The sequence below is a fragment of the Singulisphaera sp. GP187 genome (genome assembly GCF_900129635.1).
Classification (GTDB): domain Bacteria; phylum Planctomycetota; class Planctomycetia; order Isosphaerales; family Isosphaeraceae; genus Singulisphaera.
On the sequence record NZ_FSRB01000001.1, the window covers coordinates 5,043,920 to 5,064,365 of the forward strand.

15 protein-coding genes are annotated in these 20,446 nt (G+C 61.0%); 10 read left to right on the forward strand and 5 right to left on the reverse strand.

The window, feature by feature from the left end; translation table 11 throughout:
• Nucleotides 1-14: 14 nt before the first annotated feature.
• Nucleotides 15-1,643, reverse strand: a complete 1,629-nt coding sequence (locus tag BUS42_RS19540) for a hypothetical protein (RefSeq protein WP_074308940.1) — start codon at nucleotides 1,641-1,643, stop codon at nucleotides 15-17.
• 113 nt (nucleotides 1,644-1,756) lie between these two features.
• The gene (locus BUS42_RS19545; RefSeq protein WP_074308942.1) at nucleotides 1,757-2,464 is read right to left on the reverse strand and encodes a peroxiredoxin family protein; all 708 of its coding nucleotides are present in this window, start codon (nucleotides 2,462-2,464) and stop codon (nucleotides 1,757-1,759) included.
• A 339-nt stretch (nucleotides 2,465-2,803) separates the two neighbouring features.
• On the opposite strand from BUS42_RS19545, the gene BUS42_RS19550 reads away from it, so the two are divergent.
• The 3 genes from BUS42_RS19550 (at nucleotide 2,804) to BUS42_RS19560 (ending at nucleotide 5,342) form a co-directional block, all read left to right on the forward strand.
• Nucleotides 2,804-3,166 (forward strand): PadR family transcriptional regulator, encoded by a 363-nt coding sequence (locus BUS42_RS19550; protein WP_074308944.1) that lies wholly within the window; start codon nucleotides 2,804-2,806, stop codon nucleotides 3,164-3,166.
• On the forward strand, nucleotides 3,144-3,809 hold the full coding sequence (locus BUS42_RS19555) for a hypothetical protein (RefSeq protein WP_074308946.1): 666 nt from the start codon (nucleotides 3,144-3,146) through the stop codon (nucleotides 3,807-3,809). The genes BUS42_RS19550 and BUS42_RS19555 overlap by 23 nt, the downstream gene beginning before the upstream one ends.
• 189 nt (nucleotides 3,810-3,998) lie before the next feature.
• Nucleotides 3,999-5,342 (forward strand): alpha/beta hydrolase family protein, encoded by a 1,344-nt coding sequence (locus tag BUS42_RS19560; RefSeq protein WP_083670342.1) that lies wholly within the window; start codon nucleotides 3,999-4,001, stop codon nucleotides 5,340-5,342.
• A 225-nt stretch (nucleotides 5,343-5,567) separates the two neighbouring features.
• Here the strand turns inward: BUS42_RS19560 and BUS42_RS19565 are convergent, their stop codons facing one another.
• A complete protein-coding gene (locus tag BUS42_RS19565; protein ID WP_074308947.1) occupies nucleotides 5,568-7,037 on the reverse strand; it encodes an RNA polymerase sigma factor in 1,470 nt (489 codons plus the stop codon).
• 325 nt (nucleotides 7,038-7,362) lie between these two features.
• On the opposite strand from BUS42_RS19565, the gene guaD reads away from it, so the two are divergent.
• Nucleotides 7,363-8,772, forward strand: a complete 1,410-nt coding sequence (gene guaD / locus BUS42_RS19570) for a guanine deaminase (protein WP_074308949.1) — start codon at nucleotides 7,363-7,365, stop codon at nucleotides 8,770-8,772.
• 214 nt (nucleotides 8,773-8,986) lie between these two features.
• A complete protein-coding gene (locus BUS42_RS19575) occupies nucleotides 8,987-9,631 on the forward strand; it encodes a putative antibiotic biosynthesis monooxygenase (RefSeq protein WP_074308951.1) in 645 nt (214 codons plus the stop codon).
• Between the two features lie 120 nt (nucleotides 9,632-9,751).
• Here BUS42_RS19575 and BUS42_RS19580 read toward each other — a convergent pair whose 3' ends face one another.
• Both BUS42_RS19580 and BUS42_RS19585 read right to left on the reverse strand, forming a co-directional pair.
• Nucleotides 9,752-11,266: a carbohydrate porin gene (locus BUS42_RS19580; RefSeq protein ID WP_254053620.1), complete on the reverse strand. Its 1,515-nt coding sequence runs from the start codon at nucleotides 11,264-11,266 to the stop codon at nucleotides 9,752-9,754.
• A gap of 318 nt (nucleotides 11,267-11,584) precedes the next feature.
• The gene (locus BUS42_RS19585) at nucleotides 11,585-12,070 is read right to left on the reverse strand and encodes a helix-turn-helix transcriptional regulator (RefSeq protein WP_074308953.1); all 486 of its coding nucleotides are present in this window, start codon (nucleotides 12,068-12,070) and stop codon (nucleotides 11,585-11,587) included.
• A 794-nt stretch (nucleotides 12,071-12,864) separates the two neighbouring features.
• Here BUS42_RS19585 and BUS42_RS19590 point away from each other — a divergent pair.
• The 5 genes from BUS42_RS19590 (at nucleotide 12,865) to BUS42_RS19610 (ending at nucleotide 20,440) form a co-directional block, all read left to right on the forward strand.
• Nucleotides 12,865-14,775, forward strand: coding sequence for a DUF1592 domain-containing protein (locus BUS42_RS19590; protein WP_074308955.1), 1,911 nt, complete (start codon nucleotides 12,865-12,867; stop codon nucleotides 14,773-14,775).
• Nucleotide 14,776: 1 nt separating this feature from the next.
• Nucleotides 14,777-16,213, forward strand: coding sequence for a DUF1552 domain-containing protein (locus BUS42_RS19595; protein ID WP_074308958.1), 1,437 nt, complete (start codon nucleotides 14,777-14,779; stop codon nucleotides 16,211-16,213).
• Between the two features lie 100 nt (nucleotides 16,214-16,313).
• Entirely contained in the window at nucleotides 16,314-17,765 is a 1,452-nt protein-coding gene (locus BUS42_RS19600) for a P-loop ATPase, Sll1717 family (RefSeq protein WP_074308960.1), read from the forward strand.
• 275 nt (nucleotides 17,766-18,040) lie between these two features.
• Nucleotides 18,041-19,276 carry a DUF4062 domain-containing protein gene (locus BUS42_RS42870; protein ID WP_159452260.1) on the forward strand — a complete coding sequence of 412 codons (1,236 nt, stop codon included), beginning with the start codon at nucleotides 18,041-18,043 and terminating at the stop codon, nucleotides 19,274-19,276.
• Between the two features lie 459 nt (nucleotides 19,277-19,735).
• A complete protein-coding gene (locus tag BUS42_RS19610; protein ID WP_074308964.1) occupies nucleotides 19,736-20,440 on the forward strand; it encodes an HAD family hydrolase in 705 nt (234 codons plus the stop codon).
• Nucleotides 20,441-20,446: the final 6 nt, after the last annotated feature.

The window sequence follows — 20,446 nt, forward strand, 5'->3', positions numbered from 1 at the left end:
GGTCGGGAACCGCTCTAGACCTGGCAAACGCGGCTGAACTTCAGCTCTTGCGTGTTCTTTGGCACGAGAACGCAGTCGTGGTGGCCGCCGAAATTGGGCATGTACCCGAGTGGCTCGAGCGTATCTTGACGGAAGACGAAGATGCCCGATTCCAGGCGCTGAAACCCGCTGAAGATGGCGAAGACGAACTTGCCGCAAGGCGAGACCGCCAAGGTCTGCAAGTCGACACCAATGTTCCGAAACTTCTTGATCACTTTCCATGTGGACGTGTCGGCAACAAAAATATCGCTTCGCATTGGCTTGGGCCGAAGTACGGTGAAGAAACACTTGGTGCCGTCGACCGAATAGCCGATGTGAAACGGGGAGGGATATTCTCCCACCCATTCGTCGTCGCGGAGAAAGGTCTGCCGCTTCCATTTGCGCGGGTCGGCGTCGCGCACGTCCATGATGGCGACGTTGTTGGCCCGGAGGTTGTTCATCATGCAGAAGACGGGCGGGTCGATCGTTGGGTTGAAACCCGACTCGTGGATCGGGTTGCTGACCCCGTCGAGGGTCACCTCCCAGGTATCCGGGTTGCTGCTGACCTTCTTGAGCGGGTAGTTATCCTTCCCATTCTCATCGGCACTGATGAAGCAGACCGGCTCCCAGTTCGCCCGATCGAGGATGATCCCGCCGCCGCACATCCGCAGGCCCAGGACCGAGAATCGGTCGCGCGGGTCGTGGAGCGCGAAGTCGAGTCCGGTCAGGGTGTGGGGCGCGTCGCCCGGGATCTGACCGCGCTCGACCAGGAGCTCAGCCATCGGGGCCATCTCGTAGTTGATCTTGTTGCCCTTGCTCCCCCGGTAGTCGTAATAACCGTCGGCGGAGTGGAGCCCGCCCGCTTCTTCCTTCGAGGGGGTGAGCCGCTGAAGCCGGATCGTCCCCCCCTTCACCCAGCTCTCCCCCAGGTAGGGAGACTTGGCGATCCAGTCGGCCTTGAACGCGGCGAGCACCTTGGTCTTCTCGGAAGGTCCCCTGGCCCGGCTGAAGAACGCGGCCACGTCTTTCTGACCGTCAGCGCAACTGAATCCGCTGGCGTCGGGGTAGACCGTCGTATGAACTCCCAGGCCGACCCCGGTGGTCTCGGCCACGTTCTCCATCAGTTCCATCTGGCCGGTCTTGCCGTCGTAGCGGACGCGGTAGAGCTGATTGCCCTGGCCGTAAATCGGGTCGAGCAGGCCCATCTCCTTGATCCGGGTGGGAATGCCGTACATCAGCACGTTTTCACCCCCCTGGGCCGAGTTGATGAACTCGAAGCCATTGAACGGGTCCTTGCCGTCGTCGGCCGGATACGCGCAGAGGTGGTGCGAGATCGGGCAGGTATCGCCGTAGTTCCAGTACGAGATCCAGGCAAGCTGCTTCATCGACTGGGTGTTGACCGCGTGCGTGCCGCCCCCCAACTTCGTCGGCGAAAGGAGAATGTAAGGCGGGAGCTCGACCTTGACTCCACCCATATTCGTGGGCTCGACGATCCGTTGATCCTTCTCGTCGGCGGCCGTCCCCAGCGCCCGCAGACCGCGGTATGCGCCCAGGCCCGTCAGGCCGGCGGCCCCGTACTTGAACAGCCGGCGACGTGAGAGTTTCTCATAAAATGAGGGTGACACCTTGGCGGCCTCCTTAACTCAGGAAGTGGGGACTGCTCCGGAACGGCGAAAAGAGCATTCCCAAACAAAGCCATCTCTGACGCCAAAAATATAAACGAATGGTTTTTTTGCGTTTAAAGCTCGAACGGGCATCCCGTAATCAAGGGACGGGTCATGCCGGAAACGTCGAGTGGGCGTTCTTCAATCTCTCCCAGTCGAGCGATCCGCCGGCCGAGGTCGCGGAGCCCGTCGGCCGAGCAACCGGGCCAAAAGCCTTCGATCGTGCCGTCCCCGGCCAGCAGCGCCACATAGCCGCCATTCTCGGCCCCAAACTTCCGGATCAGTGCGTGCTCAGGGTCCGCCAGGACCGGATAGGGGACATTTAATTCCTCCGCATAGGCCCGCGCCGCCGCGACATCGCCATCGATGACCGCCGCGAACCGAACGCTCCCACGATAGAGGCGTTCGACGCGGTGGAAGAACGGCTCGAAGTCGACGTTGCACGGACACCCTTCCTTGACGAACACGAAGACGACGGGTTGACCGGCACTCAGCTCCGGCCAGTCGCGCCGCTCTCCGTCGTCGCCCAACGCCGAGAGCGCTGACAACTTTCGATCCATCATCGCGTTCGAGGCGAGCAATTGCCGGGGCGTCACGTAATGAACACGCTTGTTTGCAATCTCCGTCGTTCGCGAAAGCGCGGCCTGCGTCCGAGCGACGTCGAGCGAAGCGGAACGGCAGAGCGACCACCCCACGGTCGCGCACACCAGGAGAACCAGAATGAGCCAAGGCGTCCGGCTCGAGCGACTCAGCGTCCGAATCTGATGAAGAGGGATCGGCATCAGGATTCCTACACTGCCGAGCCATTAAGACGCGAACAACCAAGCGTGCCTAACCCACAATCAATCCGCATCATCCCAATGCGTGCATCGGCGAAATGAAAATCCCGAGAGATCGGTGCAACTTCCAAAATCAACAATTGGGACGATAACCGTCTTTGCCAACGATCACAACATATTTCCAAGCAGAACCCGTTTCCGCTGCTGCCCCCGCGACGGCCCCTGATCTGAACCAAACGGACCGGACCAGAATGGGTCCCCCGCCCCTCCCAAAACTCCTGGCGGCAAGACACGCCCAGAACCGGCTTGATTACCTTGAACCTCGAGGTATATACTGCCGGCATGAGCAAACTCAAACCAACGAACCCGGACTTCCTCAATGGGGTCCCGGAGCTGCTCGTGCTGCAACTGCTGGCTCGGACGCCCATGCACGGGTACGAGCTGGTGCGATCGATTGCGCGAGCGACCGACACCCAGCTTGAGTTCGGCGAAGGGTGTATTTATCCGATTTTGCACCGGCTGGAACGGGACGGGCTGCTCGTCGGGGAGTCGGTGCAGGCGGGGAAGCGGACCCGAATCGTCTACCGGGTGACGGCGGCCGGGCTCCAGCGGCTGACCCAATCCACTTCGGCATGGGAAGCCGTGGTTGCGTCCGTCAACCGGGTGCTTCAAGGAGGGGGCGATGCCGGCACGGCCATGGCTTGAGCGGGTCTGGTCGGAGGTGGTGCGCAACGGGCTGCCGCCCGCGTACGCCGACCGGTTGCTGACGGAGCTCAGCGACCATGCCGAGGAGCTCGGCGACCAGGCGGAGGAACGGCTCGGCACGGCCGAGGAAATCGCCGGGGCGGCCGTCTTGGCCTACCGGTCGAGCTCGTTCGCGGGCCGCCACCCCCTGGCCGCGTTCGTGATCCTGCCTTTGCTTCTCGTCGTCGCCGGCCTGCTCGCGCATGCGGTGGTGGTCGTTGCCAGCCTGGTAGGGCTGGCCTGGGCGTTCGGCCGGCCCGATCACCCGGTGGTTGCCTGGGTGGCGATCGCGTCGGTGCGTTTGATCGGATACGTCTCCCCGCTAGCGGTCGTCATCGGCGGGTGGGCGGTCTACCGCGGCTGCGGCCGGCCCCTCGGCTGGTTCCTGACCCTCGGCCTGCTGGTCGCTGGCTTCGCAGCCTTGATCGTCACCGGGTTCGATCCGCTGAGGCCCGCGGCCCCCGTGGAGTTGTTCGTCGAGCTCATTCCCCCCAACGAGCTCCACCGCGTGGCGCAGGCAGCCATCACCGGAGCCGTTGGCTTGTCGTTCGCCGGCCTCGACCGGATCCGCAGGGCTCGGGCGGTCGTCCCCCTCTTCAGTTAAGCCCTGTGCAAAAGGGGTCGCCTCTCGCTGGTCCGATCCGTCCAACAGGCCGGCCGGCCGGGGGGCTCCGCGCGCCGAGGAAACCGGGAATTGTCCGTGAGAAGGCGTCGCACCCGAGTCGTTCGGCTCGAGGGGCGTGCCCGTCGCCGCATGCCTTCTTTTCCCAGACCCCAAGGAGTCCTCTGAACCATGAACCACTTACCACTTCGGCCGCGCCCCCGTCGCGCGGGGAACTTCTCCGTCGAATCGCTGGAATCAAGGTCGCTCTTGAGCAGCGGACTGCGGGCCCCCTTGGCAGCGCCGAACCTGATGCCTGCCAGCGAAGTCGAAGTCGCGAGCGCAAAGACCATCCCGATCGCCGAAGCCCGGAACCAGGCAACGAGCCCGCTCGTCCTGCCGAGGCCGTCCGGACCTCACCCGGTGGGGCAAACCTCGATCGAGGTCGTGGACCCGGCGCGTCCTGACCCGTTCTCGGCCGCCCCGAACGCCCAGCGCGACCTGATGGTCACGCTCTGGTATCCGGCGGGGCGGATGCGGCCAGGGACGCCGCGCGCCCCCTACGTCCCGAACGTCGACGCGTTCGCACCGTTCGTGACGGCCGACCTCAACGAGGGTTCCGACCCGACGCTGAGCGTCGATGACGTCCGGCAGATGCTGACATCGATCCGGACTCATGCGTGGATCGGTGCGCCGGTGTCGCCTCGGCAACAGGCCTACCCGGTGATCGTGCTTCTGCCAGGCCGAGGCTCAACCCCCGAGTTCTACACCGCCTATGCGGAGGACCTGGCCAGCCGAGGCTACGTCGTGGCGGGGGTCAATCCCACAGGGGTCTCGGACGTCACAGCCTTCCCCGACGGCCGGGTCGTCCCGTCGCGCCTGCCGGACATCGAAACGCTCCCGTTCGATCGCCTCGTGACGGAGAGCGTCCTGGAAACCGAGATCGTCGCGGCCGACGCCCGCACGGTGCTCGACCAACTGGAGCGAATGAACGCAGGAGCCGTCCCGAGCCCGCTCCGTGGTCGCCTGGACTTGCTCCATGTCGCCGTCGTCGGCCACTCGCTGGGCGGAGCCGCCGCGGCGCAGCTCGTGGCCACCGACCCACGGTTCCGAACCGGGGCCGACCTCGACGGCACCTTGTGGGGCCCCGTCCAGACCGCAGGCGTCGGCAAGCCGTTCCTGTTCCTGGCCGCCTCCGACCCGACGTCCCAGCAGCTCAAGCAGTCCGGCCTGAACCGCCGCCTCTATCAGCAAATGGTCGATCAGGCCGCGCTCGACACGGCCGGGATCGCCGCGACAATCCGAGCGGGCGGCTACCGAGTCGTCTTCGACGGCTTCCATCATTCGAGCTTCACCGACCTGGAACTGCAACGCTCCGCCTCGCCCGACGGCCCAGCCGGGTCAAAGGGCATTCAGGCGGTCGAGACGTACCTGACAGAGTTCCTCAACATGACCCTGTTCGGCCGGCAATCGCCCTTGTTCAATAGAACCGCCCGACCGTACCGAGGGGTCTGGTTCTCGACGCCGACGACTTGAAACCAAGTCCTCTTTGGAAGACCTCTATAATTCTTCCCTATTTTCAGTTCGTAATCACAAATACTCAGACCGCATAGGGGGGCGGTTCCCTGGCTTATATGAAGTCAGGGAGCTCACCTGTCTTGGGACCGCCTTGCCCCTTTTCATCGGCGAGAGACGCTGCTCCGCCATTCCCTCTCTTCGGGATGGGGCCGCCTCGTCTCGTACGGTGGCTGGTTGTCACGGTCAGCCGGAGGTGCCGGCTTTCTTCGGAGGCTCGAGGCGAACCCGGATCAGCCAGTTTCCCTGGGCGAAGGGCTGCGGTGTATCGCCGGGGAGGCCGGTGAACGACGAAGGGCTGTCCCCATCCTTCTTCTTCTTTTGCCCGTCGTGGCTGACATACACCCCTTTCGTCGCGGCGGGGTTGAACCCGACGCAAACGATGAACTTGGCGGGGACCTTGGTCGGCTTCAAGGCCATTCTGACCCAATCCTCCGGCCCTCGTTTGAAGGTGGAGTAGGGGAACGGGAAGGCGGCGATCTGCTGGAAGTTCTCATCGCAAAGGTAGACCGTGAAGTCCTCGTTAGGGGGTTTGGGATACCCGTACCGAGAGCCGTGGAGACGGACCGAGGTGAGCGTCCAGCCGTCGCCCGGGGATTCGAACCGGACGGCATGACCGCTCCCGGCGATGCTCTTCTTGCCGGCCGGCTTGCCGTCGTCGAGCGTGAGTTCGCGGACCGCCTCCTTCGCCTTCTCCTTCTCCTTCTCGGCCGGTGCGAGGGCAGCGACGACCCGCGGTCCGGGGTCGATCTCGGTGCGGGGCGGACTGGCGGCCGGCGGCGGACCGGCGGCGCTACGAACCTGGGTGACGAGCCCTCCCGCAACGATGCCGGCCGAGAAGCAGGCGATCGCGGTCAACTTGAGCGTATTCAGAGCCATGGTCTTGAGTACTCCTTCGGCAAGCGTGACAACCGACGCCGGAACCGAACCGGCCGTCAGCATCCCTGGATTCGTCACAAACCAGACTGCGGCCCGGGCCGTAGTTTCGACGCAGGCCGCCGAAACGGCCTCCGGCGCGATTGGCAGGCCGCTCGCAAGCGAGGCGGTTTGCGAGGAAAGTCGCCGTCGCAGTCGTTGCCGCCCTTGCTCGAGCCGCCTCTGGACCGTCCTGACTGACCCTCGAAGCTGGTGCGCAGCCTGCTCGTGGGTCAGACCTTCGAGGTCGCAGAGTACGATCACCGCCCGGTACGCTTCGGGCAGCCGCTCGAGTTCCTCATAGAGCCGCTCGCGGGCTTCGGACGAGCCTCGGTCCGCGCTGGCCGTCTGCGCGGCACGCTCGGCTCCGCGCCACTCGCGCTCGCGGCGGCGGGCCGCGTCGACCTTGGCTCGGGCCGATACGCGGCAGGCGACCCCGAAGAGCCAGCTCGCCACCGAGTCGCGATTCCGGATCGCCCCGGCCCGCCGCGCCAGAATGAGGAAGACCGCCTGCGAAGCGTCCTCGGCGTCATGCGGATCGCGAAGGATCGCGCGACAGACCCGAAAGACCATCGGCCCATGCCGCTCGACCAAGGCTCCGAACGCCGCCTCAGCCGAGGCGTCGCGGCGGCCGAGGAACCGGTCCAGCAACGGCCCGTCCGCCAACCCCCCGACCGCCCCGCCGTCGCAGAGGGCGCGAAGCTGCTTCATGAGCAACGCGCCCGATGGCCCGCTCGTCATCGATTCGAACCTCCCCGACCCACCGTTCGCTTCCTGAGTAGTGCCTCCCGGGGAACCGATCCCGCCACGATTGTCTTGAAAAAATCGCGGGAGCCAAGAATTGGACGATCAATTCTCCGGCTTTTTGTCTTTTTTGACATGAATCATGGCTCCTAAAATATCATGGGATTATCGATCGAAAGCGGACTCCGTCCCGCGTTTTACCGCCACGCTCAAAATCCTGTGCTAATAGTGTGTAGGCGGGGAATACACTAGGATTCCCGAGGCAGTCCACACGCGACGTCGCGTTTCGCTGCACTCAGCCTCCTCGAACGGAGCCAGACTGATGGCGGGCGCTAGTTCTGCGATTCGCGGCTCATTCTTCGATTTTGTCGATGACCCTTGGAAGCACCAGGGACGCGAGCATGAGGCCGCCCGGTACACCCCAGACGGCTTGCTCGTGGTCAAGGACGGTCGGGTCGTGGATTTCGGCGACTTCGAAGAGGTCGCGCCCCGCCACCCGGGGGTTCCGATCACCCACATCAAGAATCGCCTGATCCTCCCCGGCTTCATCGACGGGCATATCCACTTCCCCCAGGTCCGCGTGCTGGGCGCCTACGGCAGCCAATTGCTCGACTGGCTCCAGAACTGGATCTTCCCCGAAGAGCTCAAATATCGCGACCGCGACTACGCGCGCGAAGCGGCCAAACACTTCTTCGACGCCCTGCTGGCCGGCGGCACCACAACCTGCCAGGCGTTCACCACCAGCAGCCCGGTCTCGACCGAGGAGTTCTTCGACGAAGCCACCCGGCGCGAGATGCGCGTGATCTCGGGCCTGACCGGCATCGACCGGTTTGCGCCCGACGACTTCTGTATCACGCCCGACGACTTCTACAACGAATCCGAGCGTCTGATCGAGCGTTACCATCGCAAAGGCCGCAACCTTTACGCGATCACGCCCCGATTCGCCGTGGGCTGTACGTCCGAGATGATGGACCGTTGCAGCCAGTTGAAGACGAAGTATCCCGACTGCTGGGTCAACACCCACATCTCGGAAAACCCGTCCGAGATCCGCTCGGCACGCGAGAACTACCCCGACTGCACCGACTACACCCACGTCCACGAGAAGCACGGGCTCCTCGGGCCGAAATTCACCGCGGGGCACGCCGTCTGGCTGTCCAACGACGAGTTCCGCCGGTTCTCGAAGGCGGGCGCCTCGGTCTGCTTCTGCCCGCTCTCGAACCTCTTCCTGGGGAGCGGCTTGTTCCGGCTCGGCCGGGCGACCGACCCCGAGCACCCCGTCCGCGTTTCCCTGGGCTGCGACATGGGGGGCGGCAATGCCTTCAGCATGATTCGCGTCCTGGAAGAAGCGTATAAGGTCGGCATGTGTAACAACACGATGCTCGACGGCTCGGTCAACCCGCGCGAGCAAGACCTCGCCGAGGCCGACCGCAACAAGCTCGGCCCCTATCGCGCGTTCTACCTGGCCACGCTCGGCGGCGCCCGCGCCCTCTACCTCGACGAGTTGCTGGGCAACTTCGACAAGGGCAAGGAGGCCGACTTCGTGGTCCTCGACTGGAATGCGGGCCAGTCGGCCATGCGGTGGCATCAGTCGCTCATCACCACCAGCGAGACCCCCGAGACCATCGACCAGGCCGCTCAACTCCTCTTCGGAGTCATGTCGGTCGGCGACGACCGCAACATCGACGAGACCTGGATCGCCGGCAAACGTGCTTACAAAAAAGCAGGCGTTTGATAAACAGATGAGTCTGCCGCAAGGAAACCGAGCCGTCTGCCTGCCCCGGAGGCCGAAATTTGCGGGAGAAACACGTTCCCACGCTCTGCGTGGGAACGAGATCCCGGGATCCTTGCGACAGTCTCAAAAAGACTCCTCCGGGCCGCCTTCGCCGCAAGGCGGCCCGAGGCGTACGTCTCTTCTGTTCGACTTTATTGAATTGAGGAACTCAAGCGTGGACGTGCGTCTCTCCCGAGCCTCCGCCGTTGTGGTGCAGACGATTCCCGCGGCCGACGTGGACTGGTTTCTCGACTGGCAGCGCGACGTCACCGAAACCGCCGAGGCCTTTCGCGGCTACTGCGGCACCGACGTCTTCCCCCCGGCCGAAGGCCAGCGGGACGAGTGGGTCGTCCTGATCCATTTCGAGGACGATTCGTCACTCGACGAGTGGCTCCAATCGCCCGTCCGAACCCAACGGCTCGCGGCGCTCAAGGCGAAGGTCGGGGCCTTCGACCTGAAAAAAGTCCAAGGCGGCTTCGGCCCCTGGTTCGCCGGGATGGGCCGCAGTCCTGAGGCCGCGCCCCCCGCCTGGAAAATGGTCCTGACCGTCCTCCTCGGACTTTTCCCCACGGTGATGCTGCTGACGATCTTCGTCGGCCCCTACACGTCGCCATTGGGGTTGGCGGTGTCGATGCTGATCGGCAACGCCCTCAGCGTCTCCATCCTCCAATGGGGCGTCATGCCGATCCTGACCCGCGTGCTCGGCCCCTGGCTCCACGCGCATGGGGATCGCGAGAAGGTCATGACCCTCGGCGGTCTCGGCCTCGTGCTTCTCACCCTCGCCGTGCTGACCGCCCTCTTCCGGCTGGCCACAGGATAGTTATCACGACTTCTGCACAGCTTTCGTTTCAAAACTCAACGATCACACGAGGCGCCTACAACGTCACGGGCCCGGGCTACCCGACCTTCCGGGAAATCGCCGAGATCGGCCGCATACCTCTTAAAAGAGGACGACGAGGCGAAAGGTCACGGCGAGCGCGGAGGGAATGGCTTCGTTCTGCCCCGGGGTCGGGATGTACGTGAGGTTGGGCTGAAAGAAGCAGCCGGGGAACAACTGCATCTGGTAGTAAACGGACATCATGAGCTGGCTCGGGCTGAGCGGCATGGGCCCCTTAGGCGCATCGGGGAAGAACACACGGCCGGCGTTGGGGTCGGTGTTCATAAAGGTCCAGGCGAGGCCGCAACCCATGGAGTCATCGGGGCGGCCGGGGACCAGGCCGAAGCCGGTGAACCCACCGCCGAAGTACTGGCGGGCGAGCATCGTGTTGGAGTTGTTCGCGCCGAACTGGTAGAAGCCGCTGACCCCGCTGTTGTCGCGCCCGGGGTGGCGGAACCAGAGCCGCTGGGCGCCGAAGAAGTACATGCCGTTGGCGCCATGGACCATGGAGTGGTCAAACGCCTTCAGCATGCCGGTCTGCCCCCAGAAACCGATGCCGAAGTTCCCCGGCTTGCGCTGGGCGCCGGCGCGGTAGGCAAACCCAGCCTCCCCGATGTGGAAGTAGTAGCCGTTGAAATGCGGGCCTTCGAGCCCGGTCTGTCGGTTCAAGGCCAGGTTCCCGTCGTAAACGCCATAATTCAGATAGGTTTTCTTCGTGGGAGCGAGCGAGACCGTGAGCCCGGTGGCCGAGTTGTAATAGCCCGGAATCTTGCCGAGCATCGTCGGGTTCACGAAGATCGGGGTGTAGATCAAGCCCGAGACCGCCGGGATCGCCGCGTCGGCGTCCTGCACCGGCACGGGCCGCACCACGTTATTGAAGTCATAGGTGGGAACCAACTTACCGATCCGGAAGACGAGCCGGTCATCCCACAACGACTGGCGATACCAGAGCTGGTAGAGCTCCTGGCGAACCAACGGAGGCACCACCTCGAGCGAGTCAAACCCTGGGAATGCGCCCGCGAGGTCGTTGGTCGGCTGGCCGCTGAACTGGAGGAACTGGGTGCCGAGCATCCCCCCCTTCCAGCCCCCGAGCTTCTCGCTGTCGAAGCTGAGGTCGAAGACCGTCAGGCTGTTGAGCCCCCAATCTCCCGGATGCCGCCCGCCGGCGACGACGCCACTGGCGTCGCCGACCCAGAGCCCCCCCAGCCGGATCCCCGATTCGTCCTTGAGCCCGAAGAAGCGGCCCAACGCCGCCGTCCCGGTCAAAATGTTCACCGCGGCCGGGTTCGCACTGATGGCCGTGCTGCCCGCTCCGCCCACCGTCGGCGGATTGCCACCGTCCGGCCCCCCATTCGCCCCCCCTGCCCCTGGCCCCTCGGCAGGCGGAGCCGCCGGCCCACCGAATCGGCTCGGCGGATCCGCCACTCGCGTCAAACCCGCATCGATCCTTGGCTTGATGGCATCCTCGGGCCGCGCAACGACCGAGGTTGCCCCACCCCGCCCGGGTTCGGGTCCTCGCTCCTCGGGCACGCCGGAACCGAGGCTCGCCGCAATCAAGATGATCCAAGATTTTAGCAAATCTCAACTCGAAGATTGAGTGCGATCGTGAGCAAAGGCGAACAAAAGATGGCACGCCTCGTCGGAATCTCGAGAAAGGCACGGTCTCTCGCGATTGACGGCTTTTCACTCACTCAGCATCGACCGCAAGGGTCGTAGGCATTGAGCCAATCCAGCAGTGATTTCCAGTCGCACCTCTTGCGAGCCCTATCAGTTCCGCCAAAACGGGCCGCATTCAACGTCTTTTATGGAAACAACAAGCCGGTTCGTAGCGCCGACGAGCGGCCAGACCTGGTGTTGGTGACGTTCCCACCGATCGTTCGTTGAGCTTCAGAAGGCTCAACGGCGCTTCTGGTCCCGAGGTGGCAGCACCGTCTCATCCGAAGCTTCGAGCCTTTCTCCGCCCTGACTGTCGGCCCGCCACCCGCTGGGCGACAGCCCGGTCTTCTTCTTGAAGAGGGTCGAAAAGTGGTACACGCTCCGGAATTGCAAGATCTGCGCGATCTGCTTGACCGGCAAGTCGGACCCGCGAAGCATCTCGGCCGCCCGCTGGATCTTCAACTGGAGATGGTACTGATAGGGGGACTGCCCGGTCTGTTGCTTGAACAGGTGCTGGAGGTGGCTGGGGCTCAGTCCCAGGGCCGCCGCAACCTCGGCGATCACCGGCAAACCCTCGCGCTGCTCCTCAAGGATCAGCTTCGCCCGCCGCACCAGGTCGTGGGCTCGGCTCCCCACCTCCTGCCGCTGGGCCGCGCTCAGAACGGCGGCCAGGATCTCCCAGGCGCTCGCCGCCAGGCCGACATTCCACCGCTTCACTCTCGACATGGTCATCTCCCTCACTGGTGCCGCGCACGACACGCCGTCGACACAACGGCGAATGATTCCCAAGTGCCATGAATTCAAAATCAAAACGCAACACGTTTTATAGAGAATCATCACGTCTTAATCACAAAAATCACATAATATTCGAGACTGTGGCAGGAAACCGGGATCTCATTCCCACGCAGAGCGTGAGAACAAGTTTCTCCCACGAATTGCCAGTCAGCCCGGCGGGACGAAGTCGGTCACTCTGAGGCATATCGGTTCGGCACCATCACCACAAATGAGACCGTAGCAAGGATACCGGGATCTCGTTCCCACGCAGAGCGTGGGAACGAGTTTCTCCCGCGAATTTCACCCTCCGGAGCAGACAGACGGCCCGGTTTCTTTGCGACAGACTCGATTTATGAGTTAACGGGTCCGTTGCAGCCCGAAGGGGCGACCGTTCATAACCAGGGACGCAAGCCCATGAAAGCAAAATGAGATCAAATCTAAATTTAATCCTTCAGCCCTTCGGAGCGACACCGACCGGATTGACGGGCACAGGCCACTCTTCGTTTTTCCTAGACGAAACCTGGTGGGCCGTCCCCACCCGACAAGAGTCGGACCATGCAAATTCGCCCCGCGGCGATCCGGAGTGGCTTAGCCGCAAATAATAGGTACAATCATGACAGGATTGTCGCTCCCTAGAATGCAATCCCGTGGGATGGAGACGACGAGCCCGCCCGCACCGAATTGCAACCGCACTGCGCCACCCCGCTAGATCGACCGCCCTGCCCTGCCTCGACCGGGAACCCGCTATGCCCCGAACCGCAACCGCCCGGTGGTCGCCGGCCTTGGCCACGGCACTGCTGACTCTGCTGCTTCAGGCTCCGGCCCCGGCCCGGGGTGACGGCTTCGACCTCAACGTCCAGCCGCTGCTCCAGAAGCACTGCCTGCGCTGTCACGGCGAAAAGAAGCCGAAGGGGGGCGTCAACCTCGCGAAGTTCGCGGACGAGGAGGCACTCCGCGGCGATCCCGAGCTCTGGGTCAAGGTGCTCGACGCCCTGACCGAGCGCTCGATGCCGCCGCCGGGCAACAAGGCCGGCCCCAACGAGGACGAGCGGCAGCGGGCGGCCACCTCGATTCAGGCCGTCCTCGACGCCATCGAAGGGGTCAACGACCCCGGCCCCAGCATCGTTCAGCGCCTGACGCGCCGGCAGTACAACAACACCGTCCGCGACTTGCTCGGCGTCGATGCCCGCCCGGCCCAGACCTTCCCCGCCGACGGCGGCGGCGGAGGCGGGTTCGACAACAACGCGGCCACCCTCTTCGTCCCCCCGATCCTCCTCGAAAAATACCTGACCGCCGCCGCCGGCGTGCTCGCCGAGGCCGACCCGGCCCGCTACCTGATCGCCCGCCCCGGCCCCGACCTCTCCAAAGAGCAAGCCGCCCGCCGCTGCGTCGCGACCTTCGCCCGCCGCGCCTTCCGCCGCCCGGTCAGCGACCTCGAAGTCGACCGCCTGCTCCGCCTCTTCCACCACGCCGACGCCCGCGGCGACAGCTTCGACGACGCCGTCCGACTCGCCCTCCGCGCCTCGCTCGTCTCGCCGAACTTCCTCTACCTCGTCGAGCGCGACCGGTCCGACACCAAGGCCAAGACCGACGCCAAAGCCGACCCCGACGCCCCGTACACCGTCTCCGACCACGAGCTCGCCTGCCGACTCTCGTACTTCCTCTGGTCGTCGATGCCCGACGACGCGCTCTCCGACCTCGCCGACGCCGGCCGCCTGCACGACCCGGCCGTCCTCGAGGGGCAAGTGCGGCGGATGCTCGCCGACCCGAAGTCGCGGGCGCTGGCCGAGGACTTCGCCGGCCAGTGGCTCCGCGTCGCCAACCTGGCCGAGCTCGCCGAGCCCGACAAGCGGCTCTTCCCCGAGTACACGGCCGAGCTCCGCGACGCGATGGCCGAGGAAGCGATCGCCTACTGCCACGCGCTCTTCCGCGACGACCGCCCGGTCCTCGAGCTGCTCGACTCCGAGTACACGTACCTCAACGAGCGTCTGGCCAAGCACTACGGCATCGAAGGCGTGACCGGCCCCGACTTCCGCCGGGTCGCGCTCAAGGATCGCAACCGAGGCGGCGTGCTCGGCATGGCGGCCGTGCTGACCCTCACCTCGTACCCGAGGCGGACCAGCCCGGTGCTCCGCGGCAAGTGGGTGCTCGAAGAAATCCTCGGCACGCCCCCGCCCCCGCCGCCTCCCATGATCAAGGCGCTCCCGCCCGACGACCGGGTCAAGGACGGCATGACCTTCCGCCAGCGGCTCGAGCAGCACCGCAAGGACGTCAACTGCGCCTCGTGCCACGCCCGGCTCGACCCGCTCGGCTTCGGCCTCGAGAACTTCGACGTCCTCGGCCGCTGGCGCGACAAGATCAACGACGAGCCGGTCGACGCCTCGGGCAAGCTGACGACCGGCGAAGATTTCTCAGGCGCGGCGGCCTTGAAGGCGATCCTGGCCGCGTCGAAGCGCGAGCTCTTCCTCCGCAACCTCGTCGAGCGCATGCTCGCTTACGCCCTCAGGCGGGGCGTGGAATACTACGACATCCCGACCGTGAAACAAGTCATGGCGGAGCTGGAAGCGAACGAACACCGCGGAACGGCCTTGATCGTCGCGGTGGCCAAGAGCTTCCCGTTCCAGAACCGGCGCAACGAACGGCAAGGGGCGCACTGACATGAGTCTCAAAAACCGACCGATCACCCGGCGAACCGTCCTTCGAGGTGCAGGCGCGATGGTCGGCCTCCCCTTGCTGGAGGCGATGCGCCCCCTCGCGACCGCCCTGGCCGCCACCTCTCCCACCAGCGGCGCCCCCATTGACGACAAACCGCCGGTCCGGATGGCCTGCCTGTTCTGGCCCAACGGCTGCAACCCGAAGACTTGGACCCCGACCAGCCAGGGCAAGGACTTCGCGCTCTCCCCGATCCTCGAGCCGTTGGCCCGGTTCAAGGACGACATCCTCGTGCTCAGCCGCTTGAGCAATCAAGGGACGTTCACCGGTGACGGCCATTACGTCAAGGACGCCGCCTGGCTGACCGGCACGACGATCCACCGCACGACGGGCGCCGACCTGAACGCGGGGGGCGTCTCGATGGACCAGCTCGCGGCCAAGCGGATCGGCGTGCAGACCCCGATCCCGTCGCTCGAGCTCGGCGTCGAGCCGGTCACGACCGGCGTCGACACCAACGTCGGCTACACCCGGCTCTACGGCTCGCACATCTCCTGGTCGAGCCCGACCACCCCGGTCGCCCGCGAGATCAACCCATCACTCGCCTTCGACCGCCTCTTCCGCTCCCACGCCGCCGGCCGCGCCGGGCGTGACGACCTGAGCGTCCTCGACCTCGTCGCCGACGACACGAAAGCCCTCCGCGACCAGGTCGGCCAGCACGACCGCCGCAAGCTCGACGAGTACCTCGACTCGGTCCGCGCCGTCGAGAAGCGCATCACCTACGAAGCCAGCGACCGCCGCGCCCGCTACCGCGACGACCCGCAAGCCCGCAAAGACATCGAAACCCTCGGCGGCCGCGTCGACACGTATAAACACGACCCCGGCCGGTTACGCGAGCGGTCGATGAACCACACCGACCACGTCCGGCTCATGCTCGACATCCTGCTCCTCTCGCTGCAAACCGATTCCACCCGCATCGCCACGTTCATGTTCGGCAACTCGGTCAGCAACAAAAACTTCTCGTTCGTCGAGGGCGTCAAAGGGGGCCACCACGAGCTCTCACACCACGAGAACGACCCCGAGAAGATGGCCCAATACCAGCGGATCACGATGTGGCACCTCGAACAGTGCGCCTACCTCCTCGACCGGATGAAGCAAATCCGCGAAGGCGAAGGCACCCTCCTCGACCACAGCATGGTCCTCTGCGGCTCCGCCCTCCGCGACGGCAACCAGCACGACCCCCACGACTTGCCGACGGTTTTAGCTGGCCGCGCCGGCGGCACCCTATCGCCTGGGCGGCACGTCGCTTATGCTAAGGACACTCCTTTGTGCAACCTCTATGTGTCGATGCTCGATCGGGTTGGAGTGCCGGTCGAGCGGTTCGCGGATAGCTCTGGGCCCCTACCTGGACTCGACAATCCGGAATACTCGCCCGGCCCGAGTTGATCGCCGGCTTCGGCTCGCCTATACTCGACTAAGTCCACCAGACGTCGACGATATTGGCGAATGTCCCTATTGCCGAGCCCAAAGCCAAAATCACCAAATCATGAAAACTCTAAAGTTCGATGACGATTCAATTCAACAACTGTTTGGTCATGAAGCAGCCGAGGATGAGAATCCTCAACGACTTCGTGATTACTATTTCAAAGGCAATATTTATTCACGTTCATCATCTGATTTACCGTTAAGAATTCTTGTCGGCCATAAAGGAATTGGAAAATCTGCTCTATTCGAAGTGGCACAACAAGAAGATGCCGAGTCACACACCGTTGCAATTCTACTCCGACCGGACGACGTCCACGAAATCGCCACTTCCGCATCCGTCCTTGAATCAATCCGAAACTGGAAAGAGGGGCTGGCTCGGATTATTTTCGACAAGGTCATGAAAGCACTTGGAAACAGCCAAAATGATTCTGTCACGGAAAACACATGGAAAGGCATCAGCCTAATCGACGCAATAACTCGAATATTAAAACCAAAACTTGACAAATTTATTGACATCAATGCTAGCAAACGTGAGTTCGCCAAAGGAATTCTCCATCATCGCAAAGTGCGTGTCTATATAGACGATCTCGACAGAGGATGGACGGCTAACGCCGAGAGCATTACAAGGCTTTCGTCACTGCTGAACGCAACTAGAGATATGATCAAAGAACATCCAGGCGTACAATTCCGCATTGCGTTAAGATCAGATGTCTATTATTTGGTTCGCACGTCAGACGAGTCCACAGACAAAGTTGAGGGATCGGTGATATGGTACTCATGGACGAATCACGAGATTCTTGCAATGTTGGTGAAGAGAGTTCAGTCATTTCTTGGCCGAGAATTCAACGAAGATGAGCTGACAGCAATGGGTCAATCCACCCTTGCCAATTTGCTGGAACGAGTTATGAATCCAACATACTACGGCCACGGAGGATGGTCAAGAATTCCCACCCATCGAATGCTCATGTCATTAATTCGAAGACGCCCTCGAGACCTTGTAAAGCTTTGCACTTTGGCTGCACAGAAAACGCAAGAACGTCGCGGAGCAATCATCGAAACGCAGGATTTCACTTCGGCATTTGACCAATACTCACAAGGCCGCCTCCAGGACACCATCAACGAATACAGAACCGAACTTCCAAATATTGACATTCTCTTATTAAATATGAGACCGACTACTCAAAAGAAACGAGTCGCGAAACCGTTCATTTACACCACAGCAGCACTATTAGCAAAAATCAACAACATCCAGTCGAATCAGAGACAATTTGTATTCCACAATGGGAGAGAGGCTACCGACAAAGAACTTGCCGCGTTTCTGTATAAGGTAAATTTCTTAACAGCAAGAAAGGAAACCGATTCAAATATCGAACGCCAATATTTTGAAGAAAGCAGATACCTTTCATCATCCTTTGTCGATTTTGGATACGATTGGGAAATCCACCCTGCTTATCGATGGGCATTGCAGCCCGGGAGAAATAAAGACGTGGTTACTGCACTGGACGACATATAGGGAACGAAGCAGCGGAAAATCCAGAAAGGATATCTTATACCTTTCCAGGGAAATTCAAAGGGGACATTCCTAATTCTTGAAGCAGTCTGCGCAAGCTGGATAAGATTATCCCTGTGAGACTCTTCGTAGTAACCCCTTTTGCCCAGATAGCGGCAAAATTGACGAATGTCCCCTTTCCGCGACCGGTTTCTTCTCATCTATACTTGCTTAAATTCCACAGGCAACGACAATATTGACGAATGTCTTTTTTCGATCACCCGACTGAGGACAGACAAATGCCACGACAGGAAAGCATTTTATCAGTTTTTGTTGCCTCTCCATCGGATGTAAGCTTAGAGAGAACCCGACTTGAAGAAGTAATTGGGGATCTGAATCATACGTGGAGCAGATCCCTCGGTGTACGCTTAGATTTAGTGCGTTGGGAGACACATGCCTATCCTGGATTTGGCGAAGATGCCCAGGACGTCATAAATCAACAATTGCCCGATGACATTGATATTTTCATTGGAATAATGTGGCATCGATTCGGAACTCCTACTGGTCGGGCGGAGTCAGGAACTCAGGAAGAATTTCTGAGAGCCAAAGCGAGATGGGATCAAGACAATTCCAGAATGCATTTAATGTTTTATTTTAAAGACACACCTGTTTCACCGAGCCAAGTCGATGCAGAACAGCTTGGCAGGGTAGCGGACTTTCGAAAATCACTAGGCGACGAGGGTGGCCTGCATTGGCGGTTCGAATCACCAGATGACTTTGCAAACTTGATGCGACTTCATCTTGCGCGAGTTGTTCAAGATTGGCAAAGCAAAGCAATTCTGCCACAGAGAACGAAATCCACTAGAGAAGAATCAGCTGCAAGCATGCCCAATGATCGCAGAGAGCCTCCCGAGGAAGTTGAGGTGGGGCTATTCGAATTGAACGAGCAATTTGAAGACAGTTTCAATGAAGCAAACATCATCACGCTTAGAATTGCAAAATCGACCGAAGCGATTGGGAACAAGCTTGTCGGGCACACAACCCGCACCCAAATGGCGACAAATGCAGGCCAGGTTCCCCGGGCTTTAGCCAAGCAGATAATCGCAAAAGCCGCAAAAGACATGAATGATTACGCTATGAAACTTGACAGAGATGTACCCAAATTACGCAATTTAATGCAGATTGGGTTGAGCGCATTATCTCAAGCGATCTCCCTCTGGCCAGAGCTCTATCAAAATCAATCGCGACGAGACGAAGCTGCTGAATCATTTGCAGCAATCCAAAGTCTTCAAAGCACCTTGTCATCGGTCGAGACCCAAATCCGCGACTTCCTCAATATCGTAGCTTCTTTGCCGAGTCTCACATCAGAGCTCAATAAAGCAAAACGAGCAGTATCCTCATCTCTTAGGTCTTTTATAACCACACTAAATGATCAGCAAAAACTGCTCATGCAGATCGAAAAATCTGCAGCAGAACTTCATAACTTTCAAGAGGATATACAAGCTGCTGACGGAAATGTAGACGCCCCTGGATAGTGCATAGAGATGGCCTACCCCCCCAAAAAGGGAAAATTCAAAGGGGACATTCCTATATCTTGACGCAATCTGCGCAAGCTGGATAAGATTATCCCTGTGAAACTCATCATAGTATCCCATTTTGCCCAGATAGCGGCAAAATTGACGAATGTCCCGAATGGCATGAAGCGAAGGCGTAAGTCGTTAACTGCGAGCAGCTTGCGGCCGGATTCATCTGGCTTGTCACGAAATATCGCTGACGTGTAGAACACTCTATTTAACTAGGAAACAAGCCTCTTTCGATCAAGCCAAGTCATGCAGTCATAAAGCTTCATTCGTCGTGATCTGGGCATAATCGCCTCTAAGGCTATGGTGCAATTAGGGTTGCGCTTCGCTTCATGGCGTTCACGAATGTCCCTTTTTCGTCTCCGAATGCGGTAATTCAGTACTAGCGAGAACAATGGCCAGGTATCGAAGGCTATGAAATTCTGTTTCATTTTCGATCTCGATGGCGTTCTGGTGGAAAGTCTTGATTTTGAACGAGCTGTGAGTGATCTTATTGTACAAACAATTGGGATTGATAGGCATCTGTCGCGAAAGGAAGCCGAGCGTTTGTGGTTGTCCACGCTGCGAACCCACCGCGATCATCCAAGGTGGCATGATTATGGCCTTCACTGTTCCGCGCTAGGGCTTACCGATGAGTGGAAGTCGTTTCACGAGCAGGTGAGGCAACTGATCTGTCCTATGCCGAGTGTGTTGGAATCGCTTCAATCCAGCCACTACGCCGGAAGCTGTTGGCTGGCATCGGATGCGACGCAGTGGGTTGTCGAGTTTAAACTTCGGGCGGCGGGAATAAATCTTACGGAATTCGACGAGGTTTTTACGCTGGATCGCTGCCTAGCAAGCAAGGGGCACCACGAATTCTGGGAGAAAGTGAAGGCCTGCGTGCCCAATGAAGAAACGCACCTGATCTACATCGATAATCGAGATGATCGTCTGCTTACGGCAGCGGAGGTTTTACCCAAATGTAGTCTTGTGAAGATTATTGCTGAGGATCATCCAACGAGCCTCGGGCTGTTCTTTCGCAAAGGTAGTCTGACTGATACTCGCGTCTATCAAGCTGCCAGCTCGGACTTGCCAAGCGTGTTGAAATCGATAACTCAAACCATTCGGGCCTCCGAGTAATTGACG

Bases quoted from the DNA above. Each gene is read 5' to 3' on its own strand.
- BUS42_RS19545 (WP_074308942.1), bottom strand. From the start codon at position 2,464: ATGCCGATCCCTCTTCATCAGATTCGGACGCTGAGTCGCTCGAGCCGG.
- BUS42_RS19550 (WP_074308944.1), top strand. From the start codon at position 2,804: ATGAGCAAACTCAAACCAACGAACCCGGACTTCCTCAATGGGGTCCCG.
- BUS42_RS19555 (WP_074308946.1), top strand. From the start codon at position 3,144: ATGCCGGCACGGCCATGGCTTGAGCGGGTCTGGTCGGAGGTGGTGCGC.
- BUS42_RS19560 (WP_083670342.1), top strand. From the start codon at position 3,999: ATGAACCACTTACCACTTCGGCCGCGCCCCCGTCGCGCGGGGAACTTC.
- BUS42_RS19565 (WP_074308947.1), bottom strand. From the start codon at position 7,037: ATGACGAGCGGGCCATCGGGCGCGTTGCTCATGAAGCAGCTTCGCGCC.
- guaD (WP_074308949.1), top strand. From the start codon at position 7,363: ATGGCGGGCGCTAGTTCTGCGATTCGCGGCTCATTCTTCGATTTTGTC.
- BUS42_RS19585 (WP_074308953.1), bottom strand. From the start codon at position 12,070: ATGTCGAGAGTGAAGCGGTGGAATGTCGGCCTGGCGGCGAGCGCCTGG.
- BUS42_RS19590 (WP_074308955.1), top strand. From the start codon at position 12,865: ATGCCCCGAACCGCAACCGCCCGGTGGTCGCCGGCCTTGGCCACGGCA.
- BUS42_RS19595 (WP_074308958.1), top strand. From the start codon at position 14,777: ATGAGTCTCAAAAACCGACCGATCACCCGGCGAACCGTCCTTCGAGGT.
- BUS42_RS19600 (WP_074308960.1), top strand. From the start codon at position 16,314: ATGAAAACTCTAAAGTTCGATGACGATTCAATTCAACAACTGTTTGGT.
- BUS42_RS42870 (WP_159452260.1), top strand. From the start codon at position 18,041: ATGCCACGACAGGAAAGCATTTTATCAGTTTTTGTTGCCTCTCCATCG.
- BUS42_RS19610 (WP_074308964.1), top strand. From the start codon at position 19,736: ATGAAATTCTGTTTCATTTTCGATCTCGATGGCGTTCTGGTGGAAAGT.